Origin of the sequence: Streptomyces telluris (assembly GCF_024519335.1) — a bacterium.
GTDB classification, from domain to species: domain Bacteria; phylum Actinomycetota; class Actinomycetes; order Streptomycetales; family Streptomycetaceae; genus Streptomyces; species Streptomyces telluris.
Map to the genome: position 1 here is coordinate 45073 of NZ_JANIID010000007.1, position 16324 is coordinate 61396.

13 protein-coding genes are annotated in these 16324 nt (G+C 72.5%); 7 read left to right on the plus strand and 6 right to left on the minus strand.

Annotated elements, in window-relative coordinates:
- Positions 1–30: 30 nt before the first annotated feature.
- The 4 genes from NQU55_RS10260 to NQU55_RS10275 all read right to left on the minus strand — a co-directional run bounded on the left by NQU55_RS10260 (position 31) and on the right by NQU55_RS10275 (position 5327).
- Complete coding sequence (locus NQU55_RS10260) at positions 31–450, minus strand: SCO4983 family protein (RefSeq protein ID WP_168090912.1); 420 nt, start codon at positions 448–450, stop codon at positions 31–33.
- Positions 451–576: 126 nt separating this feature from the next.
- Positions 577–1788: a pyridoxal phosphate-dependent aminotransferase gene (locus NQU55_RS10265; protein WP_256790313.1), complete on the minus strand. Its 1212-nt coding sequence runs from the start codon at positions 1786–1788 to the stop codon at positions 577–579.
- Positions 1789–1864: 76 nt separating this feature from the next.
- Positions 1865–3484, minus strand: coding sequence for an N-acyl-D-amino-acid deacylase family protein (locus NQU55_RS10270; RefSeq protein WP_168096637.1), 1620 nt, complete (start codon positions 3482–3484; stop codon positions 1865–1867).
- A gap of 544 nt (positions 3485–4028) precedes the next feature.
- On the minus strand, positions 4029–5327 hold the full coding sequence (locus tag NQU55_RS10275) for an amino acid deaminase (protein WP_256790316.1): 1299 nt from the start codon (positions 5325–5327) through the stop codon (positions 4029–4031).
- A 374-nt stretch (positions 5328–5701) separates the two neighbouring features.
- On the opposite strand from NQU55_RS10275, the gene NQU55_RS10280 reads away from it, so the two are divergent.
- Genes NQU55_RS10280 through NQU55_RS10295 form a run of 4 tightly spaced genes read left to right on the plus strand, consistent with a single transcriptional unit; the run spans position 5702 to position 9781 of the window.
- Positions 5702–6946, plus strand: coding sequence for a sugar kinase (locus NQU55_RS10280; RefSeq protein WP_372504682.1), 1245 nt, complete (start codon positions 5702–5704; stop codon positions 6944–6946).
- Positions 6943–7710: an IclR family transcriptional regulator gene (locus tag NQU55_RS10285; RefSeq protein WP_168094249.1), complete on the plus strand. Its 768-nt coding sequence runs from the start codon at positions 6943–6945 to the stop codon at positions 7708–7710. Before NQU55_RS10280 ends, NQU55_RS10285 begins: the two co-directional genes overlap by 4 nt.
- Before the next feature lie 7 nt (positions 7711–7717).
- The gene (locus NQU55_RS10290) at positions 7718–8185 is read left to right on the plus strand and encodes a RidA family protein (RefSeq protein WP_168094248.1); all 468 of its coding nucleotides are present in this window, start codon (positions 7718–7720) and stop codon (positions 8183–8185) included.
- 48 nt (positions 8186–8233) lie between these two features.
- On the plus strand, positions 8234–9781 hold the full coding sequence (locus NQU55_RS10295; RefSeq protein WP_372504683.1) for a GntP family permease: 1548 nt from the start codon (positions 8234–8236) through the stop codon (positions 9779–9781).
- Positions 9782–9882: 101 nt separating this feature from the next.
- On the opposite strand, the gene NQU55_RS10300 is transcribed toward NQU55_RS10295, so the two are convergent.
- Positions 9883–11199 (minus strand): M14 family metallopeptidase, encoded by a 1317-nt coding sequence (locus NQU55_RS10300; protein ID WP_168094247.1) that lies wholly within the window; start codon positions 11197–11199, stop codon positions 9883–9885.
- A 389-nt stretch (positions 11200–11588) separates the two neighbouring features.
- Between NQU55_RS10300 and NQU55_RS10305 the strand changes: the two genes are divergently transcribed.
- On the plus strand, positions 11589–12542 hold the full coding sequence (locus tag NQU55_RS10305) for a trypsin-like serine peptidase (RefSeq protein WP_168094246.1): 954 nt from the start codon (positions 11589–11591) through the stop codon (positions 12540–12542).
- 124 nt (positions 12543–12666) lie between these two features.
- Here NQU55_RS10305 and NQU55_RS10310 read toward each other — a convergent pair whose 3' ends face one another.
- Positions 12667–14511 (minus strand): chitinase, encoded by a 1845-nt coding sequence (locus tag NQU55_RS10310; RefSeq protein WP_372504674.1) that lies wholly within the window; start codon positions 14509–14511, stop codon positions 12667–12669.
- A gap of 131 nt (positions 14512–14642) precedes the next feature.
- On the opposite strand from NQU55_RS10310, the gene NQU55_RS10315 reads away from it, so the two are divergent.
- Together NQU55_RS10315 and cpaB are read left to right on the plus strand one after the other, a co-directional pair.
- The gene (locus NQU55_RS10315; protein ID WP_256790318.1) at positions 14643–15536 is read left to right on the plus strand and encodes a hypothetical protein; all 894 of its coding nucleotides are present in this window, start codon (positions 14643–14645) and stop codon (positions 15534–15536) included.
- 58 nt (positions 15537–15594) lie between these two features.
- The gene (cpaB, locus tag NQU55_RS10320; protein ID WP_168094245.1) at positions 15595–16317 is read left to right on the plus strand and encodes a Flp pilus assembly protein CpaB; all 723 of its coding nucleotides are present in this window, start codon (positions 15595–15597) and stop codon (positions 16315–16317) included.
- The last annotated feature ends 7 nt before the right edge of the window (positions 16318–16324 follow it).

Below are 16324 nucleotides of genomic sequence, written 5' to 3' on the forward strand. Positions count from 1 at the left end.
CGCCCGCCCCGGCTCCCGGGGCGGGCGTCACTACTCCTCTTCGGGGATGCCGAGCGCCGTCGCGTGAGCCCGCAGGCGCTCGGCCGCGAGAGCCCGGCCCGCTGCGTCGCCGGCCGATGCGGCGACGACCAGGGCCTGGCCGGCCAGTTGGTGGGCGCGCTGGTGGAGGGCGTTGACGCGGGCGGGGGTGGGGTGGTCCGCCGACGGGGCCGCCCGGAGCGGGGTGGTGCCGCTCATGCGGGTGATGGCGTCGGCGAGACGGTCGGCGGCGTCGTCCAGCGCGCCGGACGGCGCGAGGGCGCGCAGCTCGTCGGTCACGGTCAGCAGCGCGGTGAGATGTCCCGCGAGCCGGATGTCCAGCTCCTCCTCGCGGGAACGGTGCAGGACCCGCTTGCTCCAGCGCTGTGCGGCCAGGCTGTGGACCGATTGCGTCCGGATCGGCTCGTACATGGATGGCCTCCTGGGAATGCCTCAGAAGGCCATCCTAACTTAGACGGCGTCTAAAGTTATCTTCTCTATAGAGAACCGGTCGGCCGACCGGCTACGGCTGCCCGTAACCGGTGGGCCGCAGGCCGGCTACGGCTGCCCGTAACCGTCCAGGAAGCTCCCGATCCGCGTCACCGCGTCCGCCAGGTCCGTGGCGTTCGGCAGCGTGACCAGGCGGAAGTGGTCCGGCTCCGGCCAGTTGAAGCCCGTGCCGTGCACGACCATGATCTTCTCGGCGCGGAGCAGGTCCAGCACCATCTGCCGGTCGTCCTTGATCTTGTAGACCTTGGGGTCCAGCCGCGGGAAGGCGTACAGCGCGCCCTTCGGCTTCACGCACGTCACGCCCGGGATCTGCGTCAGCAGCTCGTGCGCGACGTCGCGCTGCTCCAGCAGCCGGCCGCCCGGCAGCACCAGGTCGTTGATCGTCTGCCGGCCGCCGAGGGCCGTGGCCACCGCGTACTGGGCGGGCATGTTGGCGCACAGGCGCATGTTCGCCAGGATCGTCAGGCCCTCGATGTAGCTCTCGGCGTGGGCCTTGGGGCCGCAGACCGCCATCCAGCCGCTGCGGTAGCCGGCCACCCGGTAGGCCTTGGACAGGCCGTTGAAGGTGAGCGTCAGCAGGTCCGGGGCGAGGGCCGCGGTGGGGGTGTGGGTGACGCCGTCGTAGAGGATCTTGTCGTAGATCTCGTCCGAGCAGACGATCAGGTTGTGGCGGCGGGCGATCTCGGTGAGGCCGCGCAGCATCTCGTCGTCGTAGACCGCACCCGTGGGGTTGTTCGGGTTGATGATGACGAGGGCCTTGGTGCGGTCGGTGATCTTGCGCTCGATGTCCGCCAGGTCCGGCATCCAGTCCGACTGCTCGTCGCAGCGGTAGTGCACGGCGGTGCCGCCGGCCAGGGAGACCGAGGCCGTCCACAGCGGATAGTCCGGGGCCGGTACGAGGACCTCGTCGCCGTCGTCGAGCAGCGCCTGCATCGACATCTGGATCAGCTCCGAGACGCCGTTGCCGAGGTAGACGTCCTCGACGGACAGCTCGACGCCCTTGGTCTCGTAGTGCTGCACCACCGCGCGGCGGGCCGCGAGCAGGCCCTTGGCGTCGCCGTAGCCGTGGGCGTCGCCCACGTTGCGCAGCATGTCCTCCAGGATCTCCGGAGGGCACTCGAACCCGAAGATCGCGGGGTTGCCGGTGTTGAGCTTGAGGATGCGGTGACCTGCCGCCTCCAGCCGCATGGCCTCCTCGAGCACCGGGCCACGGATTTCGTAGCAGACGTTGGCGAGCTTCGTTGACTGGATCACCTGCATGACGGCCACCATACGGGGGCTCCGGGCCGCGTGCTCGCCGTTTCCGGCCCGGCCGGAGCCGCCGCGCAGCGGCCGATCACGCCGCCGCGGTGCGCCGGACCGCCCGGCCGGCCAGGACGTCCGTCCGCTGCCCGTCTTCCATCACAAAGCGTCCCGCAATCAGGACATAAGGAATGCCGGTCGGAAGGGTCCGAGGGGCTTCGAAAGTGGCACCGGCGGCCACCGTCTCCGGATCGAAGAGGACGAGATCGGCGCGGTGCCCGACGCGCACGAGACCCCGGTCGGGCAGCCTCAGACGCGCCGCGGGCCGCGACGTGAGATGCGCCACGCACTCCTCCAGGGAGAGCACGCCGAGCTCCCGCGCGTACCGGCCCAGGTAGTGCGGAAACGTGCCGTACGCCCGCGGATGCGGCTTGGCGCCGTGCAGGATGCCGTCGCTGCCGCCGGTGTGCACGCGGTGCCGCATGATCGTGCGGACGTTCTCCTCGTGGCCCACGTGCTGCAGGATCGTCGGCCCCAGCCGGTCCGCGACCAGCAGCCGGCGCGCGGTCGCCCACGGCTCCTCGCCGCGCTCGCGGGCGGCGCCCGCCACCGTCCTTCCGACGTGCTCCGCGGCGAGGGCCGGGTCGGAGACGCCCGAGATCTCGATCGTGTCCCAGTCGATGGGCACCCCGTGGCAGCCGTCCGCGCCCTCCACCTCCATCGCGTACCGGATGCGCCCGGCGGTCGCGTCGTCGCGCAGACGCGCCAGCACCGCCTCCGGGCCGCCCTCGCCCGCCCAGCTCGGCAGCATCGCGACGAGCGTGGTGCAGCCGGGGGTGTAGGGGTAGGTGTCGAGCGAGATGTCCGCGCCCGCGGCGAGCGCGGAGTCGAGCAGGGCCAGCAGCTCGGGGGCGCGGCCCTCGTTCACCCCGAAGTTCATGGTGGCGTGGGCCAGGTGCAGGGCGCAGCCGGCGGCCCGGCCGAGGGCGATCATCTCCTCGTACGCGGCGAGGGCGCCCGCGCCGTACGAGCGGTGGTGCGGGCAGTAGTAGCCGCCGTACGAGGCGACGACGCGGCACAGCTCCGTCAGCTCGGCGTCGTCGGCGTACATGCCGGGCGTGTACGTCAGCCCGGACGACAGGCCCACCGCGCCCTGCTCCAGCCCCTCGGCGACGAGCCGCTTCATGCGGCCGAGCTCGGCGGCCGTGGCGGGCCGGTCCTCCCAGCCGACGGCGAGCGCGCGGACGGTCCCCTGGGGGAGGAGGTAGGCGGCGTTCACCGCGATCCCTTCGCCGGCGAAGCCGTGGTCGAGGCGGTCCAGGTACTCGCCGACGGTGCGCCAGGAGAAGGCGACGTCCGAACCGTCACCGTTCCAGCCGGTGATCTGAGCGCGGACCCCGGCGAGCGTGCGGTCGTCGACGGGCGCGTACGACAGCCCGTCCTGACCGATGACCTCCAACGTCACGCCCTGCGCGGCCTTCGCCTCGTGGACGGGGTCGCGGAGGAGGGCCAGGTCGCTGTGGGCGTGCATGTCGATGAAGCCGGGGGACAGCGCGAGGCCCGCCGCGTCGACGACGCGGCGGGCGCCCGGACGGGGCCCGTCCCCCGGCCGCCGGATCTCGGCGATCCGCCCCCCGGCCAGCCCGACGTCGGCCCGGTAGGAGGGCCCGCCGGACCCGTCGATGACGCGCACGTTGCGGAAGACGGTGTCCATGAGCGGGTCCCTTCGCGAGCGGTTGGCGGAAGGCGGGGGGTGGGCGGTGGGGGACGACCGGCCGGTGCGCGCGGGCTGTGACGGCCGGTACGCGCGGGCTGTGACGGCCGGTCCGGCACCGCCGGGTTGCGCCGTCGTGGCCGGTCGCCGCGGCGGCGGGTTTTTCTGCCCGGCGGCGGGACGTACGGAGGGGCCGGGTCTTTCTGCCCGTCCCGCCGTGGTGGTGACCGGCCAGGAGGGCGCGGTCCGGCGGCGCCGCCGGCGGGCCGGTGTGACGGCCGGTGTCACGGCCGGTGTGACGGCCGGCCGGGCACCGCCGGCCGGTGCGGTGGTGGTTCCTGCCCGGCGGCAGGGCGTACCGAGTGGCCGGGCCACCCTCTCCCGCCGCAGCGGTGGTCTGCCACGACGGCGAAGTGCGGTGGTGCCGGTCCGGCCTGTGCGGATCGGTTGGCACGCCGGGCCGGCGCAGTGGCCGGCGGTGGTGCCGGGCAGGCCCGCGCAGCGGCCCGTGCCCTGCGCGGGGGCGAGCCGACCCGAACCGGGCCTAGAAGAAGGTGCGGACGTAGTCCGTGACCGTGCCGGCCTCCGTGGCCAGCGGGATCAGCTGCCACTTGTCGAAGACCGTGCACGGGTGCGACAGACCCAGCCCCACCCAGTCCCCGACCTCCAGCTCCACGTCCTCCGCCAGTTCCACGAACGCGTGCTGGTCGGCCAGCCCGATCACGGTCATGCCCGCACCGCCCCGCACCGAGCCGTCCCGTGCCGAGCGCACCGCCCGTACCACCGGCAGGTCCAGGTCGTAGGGGACGTCGCGCTTGCCCGCGTTGAGGTAGGCGCGGCCCGGCTCCGGGCGGGAGACGACCTGGGCCCAGAGGCGGAACGCGGGGCGGAGCTCGCCTTCCTCCGGGTGCCGGTTGAAGGGGGTCTTCTTCCGGTACGCGACGTCGTCGTGGGTGATGTACGCCCCCGACCGCAGCAGCTTCAGCACGGGCACCGACAGCTCCGGCAGCTCCGCGAAGACCTCCGCGACCGCGTCGAACCACGCGCTGCCGCCCGCGCTGACGACCACCTGCTCCACGCCGGCGAACCGGCCCGCCTTGTCGAACTCGACGGCCAGCGCGGTCAGCCGGCGCAGCCACGCGCCGACGAGTTCGCCGTCGGCGCCGGGGATCTCCGCCTCGTACCCGCCGACCCCCGCCAGTCGCAGGGTGCTCACGGCGGCCACGGCGTCGGCCACGGCCGTGCACTCGGCCTCGGTGCGGGCGCCCGTGCGGCCGCCGGCCGCACCCAGCTCGACGACGACGTCGAGCGGGCGCGCGGCCCCGGCCTCGCGGAGCGCGGCGTCCATCAGCTCGACGCCGCGCACGGAGTCGACGTAGGTGAAGAGGCGGAACTCCGGGTCGGCGTCCAGCTCGGCGGCCAGCCACCGCAGCGCGGCGGGGTCCACGACCTCGTTGGCGAGGAAGACGCGGCGTATGCCGAAGGCGCGGTAGACGCGAACCTGGGAGACCGTCGCGGCAGTGATCCCCCAGGCGCCGTGCGCGATCTGCCGCTCCAGCAGCTGCGGGGCCATGGTGGTCTTGCCGTGCGGGGCGAAGGCCAGGCCGTGGCCGGTGGACCAGCGCTCCATGAGGGCGAGGTTGTGGTCGAGCGCCTCCGCCGAGAGGGCGAGCACGGGCGTGGTGAAGCCGCCCGTGAACAGCGAGCGGCGCTCGGCGGCCAGCGCGCCGACGGTCAGGCCCTCGGCGTCCGGGGGCAGGCCCTTGAAGCGGTGGTCGACGCGGGTGTCCGCGAGGCGGGCGACGGCGTCGGTGGTCGCGTTGGTCGCGTCGGCGGTGGCCATGGAGCCTCCCGGGGAGTCGTGTGTACGTACAGCGCGCGTCGGATTTCGTTGCGCACAGTGCAACGCCCATTGCGTAGAGCGCTGGATGCTGTCTAACATCCCGCCAAGTACGGGGTCAACGGTCATCTCGCGTCCTGAGAGCGACCGTGACAGGACGCGTACACAGGACCGTGTGCACAGGGCGCGTACATGGGACTGCGTACATGGGACCGCGTGCACAGGACCGTGTGCACAGGGGCGCGTGCGTAAGGCGCGTGCGTAAGGCGCGTGCACAAGAGGCGTACACCAGACGCGTACACCAGAGGCGTACGCAACCGGACCGGGGAGCGAGGCCGACCGTGACCGCAGCCGACGTCGTGTGCCTCGGCGAGTCGATGGTCGCCTTCCGCCCCGCGCGGCCGGAGCCGGGCCCCCTCGCCGGCGTCGCGTCCTTCGACCGCGGCATCGGGGGAGCGGAGTCCAACGTCGCCTGCGCACTGGCCGCCGCCGGGCACCGGGCGAAATGGGTGAGCCGGGTCGGCGCGGACGCGTTCGGCGACCACCTGGTGGCGGCGATCGCCGCGTACGGCGTGGACGTGTCAGCGGTCCAGCGGGATGCCGGGCGGCCCACGGGCGTGTACTTCCGCACGGCGGGGGAGCGGGGCGTGGGGCTTCCCGGACCTTCCGGGCTTCCCGGATGTCCCGGGCATCCCGGACCCGCCTCCGCCCCCCTCTCCGAAGTCCTCTACTACCGCGCCGGATCCGCCGCCTCCGCCATGTCGCCGGCCCTCGTCCGCCGCGCGACCGCGTGGTCCGGCCGCGTCCTGCACCTCACCGGCATCACCGCCGCGCTCTCCGCCGGCTGCCTCGCCCTCGTCCGCGACCTCACCGAGCGGCGCCCCGGCCGCCCCCTCGTCTCCTTCGACGTCAATTACCGCGTGGCGCTGTGGCGGGGCGCTCCCGCAGGGCGACCTGACGCCTCCGCAGGGCCCGTCGCCTCCGCCGGGGCCGGCGCCTCCGACGGACCCGCCGTCCTGGCCGACCTCGCCCGCCGGTGCGACCTCGTCTTCGTCGGCGAGGACGAGGCGGAAGCGGCCTGGGGCGTCCGCGGCGCCGCGGCGATACGGGCCGCGCTGCCCGAGCCGCGGGTCCTCGTCGTCAAACAGGGGGCCGCGGGGGCGACGGCGTACGTACGCGGTGCTGCCGCTGCCGCTGCCGCTGCCGCTGCCGGTGCCGGTGCTGACACTGACGCAGTCGTCTACGTTCCCGCCCTTTCCGTCGACGTCGTCGCGCCCGTCGGTGCCGGGGACGCGTTCGCCGCCGGTTTCCTCTCCGGCACGCTGCGCGGGCTGCCCGTCGAGCGGCGGCTGCGCCACGGCCACCTGATGGCCGCCGCCGCGCTGACCTCCCCGGGCGACCTCGCTGCCCCGCCCCGGCGCGACCTCGCCGACCGGCTCGCGGCCCTCGGCGCCGAGGAGTGGGGGCGGCTGCGTCTCGGCCCGGGCTGGACGGAGGCCGTGACCGCACCCCCTGCACCCGCCGCACCCCCTGCATCCACTGACCCCACCGGCCCCACCGGCCCCACCGAATCGACCGGGGGCACCGACCCCGGGCCCGCCGCCGCGAAGGAACGCACATGAGCCAGACCGTCGACCGCGCCCTGCGGATCCTGCCGCTGCTCGCCGAGGGGCCGGCCAACCTGGAGCAGGTGGCGGCCCGCCTCGACGTCCACAAGTCGACCGCGCTGCGCCTGCTGCGCACCCTCCACGAGCACGGCATGGTCTACCGGCAGCAGGACCAGCGCTACCGCCTCGGCACCCGCCTGTTCGCCCTCGCCCAGCAGGCCGCCGAGAACCTCGACGTGCGCGAGATCGCCCACCCGCACCTCGTCGCGCTCAACGAGCGGTGCGGGCACACCGTGCACCTCGCCGTGTACGAGGACGGCGAGGTCCTCTACATCGACAAGGTCGAGAGCCGCTACCCCGTACGGATGTACTCGCGCATCGGCAAGCCCGTCGCGATCACCGTCGCCGCCGTCGCCAAGCTGCTCCTCGCCGACCTGCCCGAGCCCGAGCGCCGCGCCGTCGCCGAACGCCTCGACTACCCCGCCTACACGTCCCGTTCGACGCCGGACGCCGCCGCGTTCCTCAAGGAGCTGGCGACCGTGCGCGAGCAGGGCTGGGCCACCGACTTCGGCGGCCATGAGGAGTCCATCAACTGCGTCGGCGCACCGGTCCGCGGCACCGACGGGCGCGTCGTCGCCGCCTGCTCGATCTCCGCGCCCAACGTCGTCGTGGGCACGGGCGAGCTCCTCGAACTCCTCCCGCTGCTGCGCCGCACCGCGGAAGCCGTCAGCGCGGAGTACTCCGGCACCACACCGCCACCGCCACCCGTCAGGAAGTAGTCACGCCATGACCGCGAAGACCGCGAAGACCGCGAAGACCGCGAAGGCCGCGAAGACCGAGAAGGCCGCGAAGACCGAGAAGGCCGCCATCACGCCGGCCACCCACACCACCCCGCCCGCGAAGTTCTCGCACGGGGTGAAGAAGGGCAACATCCTGCAGGTCGCCGGGCAGGTGGGCTTCCTGCCGGCGGTGGAGGGACAGCCTCCGACGCCCGCCGGGGACACCCTGCGCGAGCAGACCCTGCAGACCCTCGCCAACGTCAAGGCCGTCCTGGAGGAGGGCGGAGCGACCTGGGAGGACGTGATCATGATGCGGATCTACCTCACGGACACCGCCCACTTCGCGGAGATGAACGCGATCTACAACGAGTACTTCGCCGACCTGAAGTCCGTTCCGGCGGCCCGTACGACCGTCTACGTCGGCCTCCCCGCGGGCCTGCTCATCGAGATCGACGCGCTCGCCGTGCTCGGCTGACGGCCGTACCGGGGCCCGGGGGTGCTCGCCGTGTCCGTCACATCCGCTATATCCACCAAATCTGCCACATCCGCCACATCCGTCATATACGCGGCCGAGGGTCGCACGGGAGGGCTGCCGGCCCTCGTACCCGGCACCGCCGGTCTGCTGACCGTCGCGGCCCTCGGCATCGCCCTGCTCCTGTTCCTGATCATCAAGGTCAGGCTGCAGCCGTTCGTGGCCCTGCTGGCCGTCTCGGTCGCCGTCGGCCTCGGCGCCGGGCTGTCCGTGACGGAACTCTTCGGCACGGTCCAGAAGTCCGGTGCCGTCCCGCTCGTCGAGGCGGGCATGGGCGGCACCCTCGGTCACATCGCCGTCATCATCGGGCTCGGCACGATGCTCGGCTCGGTCCTGGAGGTCTCCGGCGGGGCGGAGGCCCTCTCCGCGCGGCTGCTCGCCCTCTTCGGCGAGCGGCGGGCGCCTCTCGCGATGGGGGTGACCGGGGTGCTCTTCGGCATCCCGGTCTTCTTCGACGTGGGCATCTTCGTCCTCGCGCCGATCGTGTACGCGGCCGCGAGGCGCAGCGGGAAATCGATTCTGCTGTACGCGCTGCCGCTGCTGGCCGGGCTCTCCATGACCCATGCGTTCCTGCCGCCCCACCCGGGCCCGGTGGCCGCGGCCGGGCTGCTGCACGTGGACCTCGGCTGGGTGATCCTCATGGGCGCCGCGACGGGCGTGCCGGCGGTCCTGGCGGCGTGGGGGTACGCGGCGTGGATCGGCCGCCGCGTCTTCGTCCCCGTACCGGCCGACATGGCCGAGGCGGCGGAGGAGACGAAGCGGGCGGTGACCGCGCAGAGCCCCGTGCTCAAGGAATCAGGGGAATCCGGGGAACCTGGGGAATCCGGGGAACGGGCCGAGCCCGGGAGCCCGGCCGCGCCGGAGAAGCCGGTCGCGCTCGGCACCCTGCTCGCCGTCATCGGCACGCCCCTGCTCCTCATCCTCCTCGCGACGTTCTCCTCGGTGGCGTTCGCACCGAGCACGGCCCGCTCGGTGGTGGAGTTCTTCGGCCACCCCTTCGTGGCGCTGACCATCGCCCTGCTCCTGGCGTACTGGCTGCTGGGCCTGCGGCGCGGCTGGTCCCGCGCGTCGCTGGAGGCCGTCTCGACCGCGTCGCTGAAGCCGGTGGGCAACATCCTGCTCGTCGTCGGCGCGGGCGGGATCTTCGGTGCGGTCCTCAAGGGCAGCGGGGTGGCCCGGGCGCTGGCCGGCACGTTCGACGGCGCGGGCCTGCCGGTCATCGTCCTGGCCTGGCTGCTCGCGGTCGCGCTGCGCGTGGCACAGGGCTCGGCGACGGTCGCGATCGTCACGACGGCGGGCATCGTCGCCCCGCTCCTCTCCGGCACCACCTCCTCCCAGGCCCACCTGGCGCTGGTCATCGTGGCGGTGTCGGCGGGCTCGACCTTCGCCTCGCACGTCAACGACGGCGGCTTCTGGATGGTGGCCAAGTACTTCGGCATACCGGAGCGGGAGACGCTGAAGTCGTGGACGGTGCTGGAGTCGGTGCTGTCGGTGGCGGGGTTCGCGGTGGCGGGGGCGCTGAGCGTCGTGATTCCGTGACGCGGGGCCGCGGCCCCGCGGGCTTGTCCGGCTTGCCCGGCGGGGCCGCTCGTACGACGGCTACTGCTGCCTGCGGTCTCGTACCGCGGGCTCCTGCCGCGCTACTGCTTGCAGTACTGCGCCTCCTTGCCGATGACCCGGTACATGCAGTCCGACGCCTCCAGCAGCTGCAGCACCGCGTCGCGGTTGCGCGCGGTCTCGCGGTCGATGACCTCGTCGGGCGGGTAGAAGCCGCCGCCCGCTCCGCTCTCGTCGGGATACATCTCGAAGGTGTACGAGAAGATCCGCTGGTCGCCCCAGAGCCAGTCGTCGATCGTGCCGTCGGTGATGTAGAGGTCGCTGGACTGCTCGGGCGTGTAGCCGTTGCTGGCGGCCATGGACTTGCCGAGGGTCGCGTAGACGTCGTGCTCGTCCTGGGTCATGCCGGGGCCGGTGTCGTTGTAGGTGTAGCCGAACGGCCACAGCACCAGCTCGCTGTACGTGTGGAAGTCGATCCCGGCCTTGATCTGCTGCTTGCCGCCGACGATCCGGCTGCGCGCGAAGTCGGCGACGACCTTCACCTCGGGCGCGGACTCGGCGGCCGAGCCGCGGTAGGTCTCGGAGCCGGTGCTGCCGGAGGAGCCGTTGCAGCAGCCCCACTTGAAGTTCCAGTTGCGGTTGAGGTCGGTCCCGCGGCTGCTGGACCCCGCGTTGGGCTGGCGGTTCTTGCGCCAGCTGCGGTACGAGCCGGTGGCGATGTCGTATTCGCCGCCGTCGGGGTTGACGTCGGGCACGATCCAGATCTCGCGGCTGTCGACCGCCTTGGTGATCCGCGGGTCGCTGCCGTACTTGGAGCCGAACTCCTTGATCAGGTAGAGGGCCATCTCGACGGTGAGGTGCTCGCGCGCGTGCTGATGCGCGGTGAAGAGGACCTCGGGTTCGTCCTCGTCGGCGGCCACGTTGTCGCTGATCTTCACGGCGACGATCTCGCGGCCCTCGTACGACTTGCCAATGACCTTCTTGCTCATGATCGACGGGTACTTGGCGACGCCGGCGTCGATCTCCGCCATCGCCTCGCGGTAGTTGTGGAACCCGGCGTCGGCGGGCGGGAAGTCGTACGGCTCGGGGGAGCGGCCCTCCGTGCGGTCCGGCGGCCCGGGCAGCCGGCTGACCTTGTAGCCCATCCGGCGGATGCGCTCGGCCTGGGCGTCGTCCGCGGTGATCACGACCGAGCCGTGCCGCACGGCGTCGATGGCGGCGCCGGTCGCGGCCACGGCGGTGCGCTGGGCGGCGGTACGAGGGCCGGTGACCTCGTACGCCCGGGACCTTCCGTCGGTGGTCTTCTCGTCCGTGTCCCGCGAGGCGGCGGGGACGGCCAGGGCCAGGGTGAGCACGGCGGCGAGGGCGGTGGCCCATCTGCCGTGCGAGCGGGGTCGCATGCGGTCTCCTGGGGGGTTCCGGTAGTGCGACGGGTGGGGGGTGCGGGGCCCGCGGGTGGTGCACGGGTGGTGCATGGCGTGCCGGGCCCGCCGGCGGTGCGTCGCCCGCGGGTGGTGCATGGCGTGCGGATGGCGCATGGCGTGCGGGTTGCGCGGGGTGTGCGTAGGGTGCGGGTAGTGCCCGGGGGCGCGTGGCCAGTGTCGGAGGGTGTCATGAACTGGTCAACGCGTCCGAACGGGAGATTCAGGCCAACTTCCCTTTCACTTGCGACCGGTTGATTGCGCGCGCCCTCAGGGGCACCAACAATGCACACGTCAAAACCGAACGGAACTTCGGCCCGGATCCGGCCCGGGCGGCCCGGATCCGTCTCAGAGAGGAACCACCCCCCATGAGAAGACCTCTCGTCGGCGCGCTCACCACTACCCTCCTCCTCGCCGGGGCGACCATGGCCGGCGCCGGAACCGCCTCCGCCGTCTCCCCGGACGGGGGAGCGGCTTCGGTCACGGCTTCGACCACGGCCACGGATTCGGCTACAGCTACGACCACGGCTTCGGCTGCAGCTGCGGCCGCGAACATCGGCGCGAGCGCCTACGGCAAGGGCACGCCCAAGGCCGTCGACTTCGCCGGCACCGTGGCGCTCAGCAACTGCTCCGGCTCCCTGATCCGCCTGCCGAGCTCGTCCGACAACGACCCCGGTCTCGTCATGACCAACGGACACTGCCTGGAGACCGGCATGCCGGGCCCGGGCGTCGTCTTCACCGACAAGCCGTCCACCCGCACGTTCAGCCTGCTCGACTCCAGCGCGAACAAGGTCGCCACGCTGCGCGCGACCAAGATCTCGTACGCCACGATGACCGACACGGACGTCACGCTGTACGAGCTGAACACAACATATGCCCAGATCAAGCAGCGCTACGGGATCAACGCGCTCAGCCTGTCGGCGGACCACCCGGTGAGCGGTACGCCGATCAAGGTCGTCTCCGGCTTCTGGAAGCGGATCTACAGCTGCAACGTCGACGGCTTCGTCTACCGCCTGCGCGAGAGCGACTGGACCTGGAAGGACTCGCTCCGCTACACCCCGTCGTGCAACACGATAGGCGGCACGTCCGGCTCGCCGGTGATCGACGCGAACACCGGGAAGGTCGTCGCCATCAACAACACGGGCAACGAGAGCGGCGAGCGCTGCACGATGAACAACCCGTGCGAGGTCGACGAGAGCGGCCAGGTCACCGTGCGGAAGGGCATCAACTACGCCCAGGAGACGTACGGCATCGCCAAGTGCGTCAAGGCGGGGAACAAGGTGGACCTGAGCCTGCCGGGCTGTGCCCTGCCGAAGCCCTGATCGCCGCTCGCACCCCTCGCACCCCTGGCACCCCGCCTCTCTGCTGCTCTGCTGCCCTGCTGCCGGGCGGGCCCGCAGGCCCGCCCGGCAGCAGGGGATGCGTGGGGCGCCGGGCGGGCAGGACCTACGGCAGCCCGTGGACGTGCGGCCCCACCGCACCGGACCAGGCGTTGCCGGCCGCGGCGTCCCAGTTCGTCGACCACGTCATCGCCCCGCGGATCCCGGGATACGTCTTCGACGGCTTGAACGCGCCGCAGCCCGTGCCCTTCGCCAGGCAGTCCAGGGCGTTGTTGACGACGGACGGAGACACGTAGCCGCCGCCCGCCGCGCGCGGGGAGGCGGGCAGGCCCAGACCGACCTGCGAGGGGTCGAGGCCGCCTTCGAGCTGGATGCAGGCGAGCGCGGTGAGGAAGTCGACGGACCCCTGCGCGTACACCTTCCCGTCGCAGCCGTTCATGGACCCGCTGTTGTAGTACTGCATGTTGACGACGGTCAGGATGTCCTTGATGTTGAGGGCCGTGCGGAAGTAGCCCGCCGACGCCGACTGCATGTCGATCGTCTGCGGCGCCATGGTGATGACGAGCTTGCTGCCCGCCTTCGCCGAGAGCGCGCGCAGGGCCTGCGTCATGTAGGTCGGGTTGAGGCCGTTCTCGAGGTCGATGTCGACGCCGTCGAACCCGTACTTCTGCATCAGGGCGTGGACGCTGTCCGCGAAGCGGGCGGCAGAGGCCGCGTCGTTGACGGTGACCGTGCCGCGTTCGCCGCCGATCGAGATGATGACGCGCTTGCCGGCCGCCTGCTTGGCGGCGATGTCGGCCTTGAACTGCGCCTCGGAGTAGTTGAGCGCGGGATCGAGCCGGAAGTCGACCGCGCCCGGCGTCGCCGTCGCGTCGGCGAAGGCGACGGCGATGATGTCGTACTGGCTCTGCACGTCACTGATCTTCTGGACGGTGGCGCCGTTGCTGAAGTTCTGCCAGTAGCCGGTGACGGCGTGCTTGGGCAGGGAGGGCCCCGGATCCCCGCCGGCGGTGGTCGTGGCGGTCACCGCGGCCGACCTGGGCGACTCCCCGGTCGCGTTGGTGGCGGTCACCTCGAACCGGTACGAGGTGGAGGCCGCGAGCCCGCCGACCGTGGCCGAAGTCCCTTCGGCCGAAGCGACCTTGGTGCCGTCGCGGTAGACGTTGTACCCCGTGGCCCCGGCGACCGCGTCCCAGGACAAGGCCACGGAAGAGGCGGTCACGGCCCCGGCCCTGAGCCCGCCCGGAGCCCCCGGCACCGGTTCGCCGGGCTCGCCGCCGCCGGGCCCCGTGAGGGTGATGTCGTCGGCGAAGTAGGGAGCCTGCCCGTACCACCCGTGGGTGTAGACGGTGACGGAGGTGGTGGAGGGCCCGGTGGTGAAGGAGGTGGAGAGCTGCTGCCACGTACCGGCGGAAGGCGTCCACGTGGAGACGTCCGTCGTCCCGGTCCCGCTCGCACCGAGGTGAACGTAGGGCCCCTGCACCCACGCACTCAGCGTGTAGGACGACCCGGGCCGCACGGCAACGCTCTGCCCGCACCGCGCGTTGTCCGCCCCGGCCGGCGAGGCCTTGAGCGCCCCACTCCCACCGTGCACGGGCGCCCCGACGACGACCCCGCTGCCCCCGGAACAGGACCACCCGGAGAGGCCGTTCTCGAATCCGGGGTTCTTGGCGAGATTGGGCTCGGCGGCTGCTTGTGCGGGGGCCGCGCCGCCGAACAGGGGGAGGAGGCCGGTCAGGAGGAGGGTGACGGCGGCGAGGAAGGGGGTGCGGCGAGCGTGAGGTCTGCGGGATCTGCAGGGTCTGGAGGGTCTGCTGCGACGGGTTGTGCCATGCCGATGGTGATCCACTGTTTCCTCCGGTGGGAGAGGAGTTGGCGTCGTGCCGGTGGGTAGTGATGTGGGGGTACGGCGGCGGCCGTGTGCGCGTAAAGATGGTCTAGGCCAATACATCCGTCAAGGGTTCCCGAAGACCGGTTCTCAGCCGCTCCATTCGTGGATAAAGTGCGGAGGCGCCAGGACGGGGCAGTGCCGAACCGCGCCTGCCAGCAGCCCCCGAGGCCGGAGTGAACGGGGAAGCCGACGTGCCCCTAGCGATAGCAGTGACCAGCCCCGACCTGGTGATCTCACCGACCGACGGGCCGGTCCCCGACGCGGCCGTCCTCCATCCGCCCGGGGAGGAGCCGCTGGAGACCGCCGTGGCCCGCGCGTCCGCGCTGCTCGACCGGTGCGGCCACGTCGTCGTCCTCTACCCCGACTCCCTGCCCGGCCCGTACGTGCGGCGCCTGCACGCGGTCCGGGCCGTCCTGGAGAGCGACCGGATCGCACTGCTGCCCATCGCGCTGCCACCGCTGGCCGTCGGCGTCCTGGCCCGCCAGTTACGGCAGTTGTCGGTCTCCGACCTCAGTCCGGGAGTGCTCGCCTCCGCCGCGCGGCTGCTCGCCCACTACATCTACGCCGGAGCACAGCTCTCCAGCGTCACCGGCCTCGACCGCGTCGAGGTGGGGCTCGGTGCGCACCTCGCTTCGGTCCTGCCCGGCACGCGCTTCGCCGCCCTCGTCAACCCCGGTCCGCGGCTCCTCAGGATCGGCGGTGACGCCGTCCCCGACGGCCCGGGCTTCGCCACCTGGATGACCGTCGCCCGCGACAAGCCGGTCCGCGGCGACGACTGGGTGCTGGAGACCCTCGCCCCCCACTGGCACGTCCAGGGTGCTCAGGAGACCGCGCTGCCCGAGGAGTCCCGGCGCTGGTGGGGCACGCGGCGGGCGGTCGAGTTCGCGGCGGCCATCCCGGACCCGTCCCTGCTCTACCAGCTCGTGGCGTCCGTCAGGAGGGAGGAGTGCCACTGGTGCGGCCTCGAACTCATCGGGGACCGCTGCGCGTTCTGCACCGGGCCCCTGCCGCGAACCGACGGCGGCCCCGCCCCGTCCCCGCCCCGCCGCGACCGGGCGGCCCCCGCCGTCCCCGCCCGCCGCTGAGCACCGCCCGGTCCGCCGGGACCGCCCGGTCACGTCCCCGAACGAGGTTCGCCGCCCCATGAATTCACGTCAGCGCCGCGGGATCATCCTCCTGCTCCTGTCGGTGCTCTGCGCCCTCGGCGCCTTCGCCGGAGTGCTCGCGGTCGTGCACGACGCCGAGTCCAAGCTCGGCCCCGAGGCCACCGCCTACCGGCTCAAGGCCGACATCCCGGCCTACCAGCACCTCGGGGACGCCAAGGAGCGGTTCGAAAGGGTCTCCATGCCCCGGCGCTGGCTCCCGGCGACGGCCGTCACCGACCTGGACTACCTCGACGGGAAGATCTCCGTCACTCCGCTCCGCAAGGGGTCGCTCCTCCAGCAGGACATGGCCGTCGCCCGCCCGGAGCTGCGGCCCGGCCAGCAGGAGATCGCCATCATGATCGACGCGGCGACGGGTGTCGCGGGAAAGATCTACGCGGGGGCGAAGGTCAACGTCTACGCCACCTTCGACGGCAAGGAGCAGGGCGCCAAGCCGGTGTCCAAGGTGATCGTCACCAACGCCCAGGTCATCCAGGTCGGCAAGCTCACCCCCTTCGAGCGTGACGCCGGCAGCGGCACGGCGGGCGGGCGGCGCGGCGGCGAGGCCGTGCCGATCACCTTCGCCCTCGACACCAAGGACGCCCAGCGGGTGGCCTACGCGGAGTCCTTCGCCTCCCACGTCCGGCTCGCGCTCGTCGCCCCCGGCGGCGACGACGCGGTCAGCGGCAGCGACCGCACCTACACGCTCGACGGCGACAAGTAGAGCAGGG

What these genes read in the sequence shown, in the direction of transcription:
- NQU55_RS10280 (WP_372504682.1), top strand. Translation starts at nt 5,702, where the DNA reads ATGGTCGCCTTCCGCCCCGCGCGGCCGGAGCCGGGCCCCCTCGCCGGC.
- NQU55_RS10265 (WP_256790313.1), bottom strand. Translation starts at nt 1,788, where the DNA reads ATGCAGGTGATCCAGTCAACGAAGCTCGCCAACGTCTGCTACGAAATC.
- NQU55_RS10310 (WP_372504674.1), bottom strand. Translation starts at nt 14,511, where the DNA reads ATGTATTGGCCTAGACCATCTTTACGCGCACACGGCCGCCGCCGTACC.
- NQU55_RS10285 (WP_168094249.1), top strand. Translation starts at nt 6,943, where the DNA reads ATGAGCCAGACCGTCGACCGCGCCCTGCGGATCCTGCCGCTGCTCGCC.
- NQU55_RS10305 (WP_168094246.1), top strand. Translation starts at nt 11,589, where the DNA reads ATGAGAAGACCTCTCGTCGGCGCGCTCACCACTACCCTCCTCCTCGCC.
- NQU55_RS10270 (WP_168096637.1), bottom strand. Translation starts at nt 3,484, where the DNA reads ATGGACACCGTCTTCCGCAACGTGCGCGTCATCGACGGGTCCGGCGGG.
- NQU55_RS10275 (WP_256790316.1), bottom strand. Translation starts at nt 5,327, where the DNA reads ATGGCCACCGCCGACGCGACCAACGCGACCACCGACGCCGTCGCCCGC.
- NQU55_RS10260 (WP_168090912.1), bottom strand. Translation starts at nt 450, where the DNA reads ATGTACGAGCCGATCCGGACGCAATCGGTCCACAGCCTGGCCGCACAG.
- NQU55_RS10300 (WP_168094247.1), bottom strand. Translation starts at nt 11,199, where the DNA reads ATGCGACCCCGCTCGCACGGCAGATGGGCCACCGCCCTCGCCGCCGTG.
- NQU55_RS10290 (WP_168094248.1), top strand. Translation starts at nt 7,718, where the DNA reads ATGACCGCGAAGACCGCGAAGACCGCGAAGACCGCGAAGGCCGCGAAG.
- cpaB (WP_168094245.1), top strand. Translation starts at nt 15,595, where the DNA reads ATGAATTCACGTCAGCGCCGCGGGATCATCCTCCTGCTCCTGTCGGTG.